Below are 556 nucleotides of genomic sequence, written 5' to 3'. Positions count from 1 at the left end.
TGGCGGAAGCAGCAATGCTAGCTTCAGGCCACACGAAAAAGAAAAAAATCGTTGTGTCAAAAACCGTGCATCCTGAATCGCGAGAAGTGCTGAAAACGTACGCAAAAGGTCAGTATATTGATGTTGTTGAAGTACCCGCTGCGGATGGCGTTACGGATCTTGATGCATTGCGCCAAACCGTTTGCGAGAACACAGCCGCAGTGATCGTTCAGTACCCGAATTTTTTCGGCCGGATCGAGCCATTAAAGGATATTGAGCCTATCACTCATCAAGGGAAATCCATGTTTATTGTTTCAGCCAACCCGCTGGCGCTAGGTCTTCTCACTCCGCCGGGCAAGTTTCAGTCTGATATCGTCGTCGGTGATGCGCAGCCTTTCGGCATTCCTTCAGCATACGGCGGCCCGCATTGCGGCTTTTTTGCCGTTACTAAAAAATTAATGAGAAAGGTGCCGGGCCGTCTCGTCGGACAAACGGAAGACGAAAACGGAAAAAGAGGCTTTGTGCTTACCCTGCAAGCCAGGGAGCAGCATATCCGCCGGGATAAAGCAACATCAAA

At 50.0% G+C, this 556-nt stretch carries 1 protein-coding gene; it reads left to right on the top strand.

Going from position 1 to position 556, the window contains the following annotated elements; genetic code table 11:
* On the top strand, positions 1-556 hold a 556-nt coding region (locus ACWHAR_RS30720; protein WP_452088890.1), incomplete at both ends, for an aminotransferase class V-fold PLP-dependent enzyme.

Source organism: Bacillus sp. LR--39 (assembly GCF_053613335.1).
Note: the sequence above shows the minus strand (reverse complement) of the source record. Positions and strands in the feature narration are given on the sequence as shown.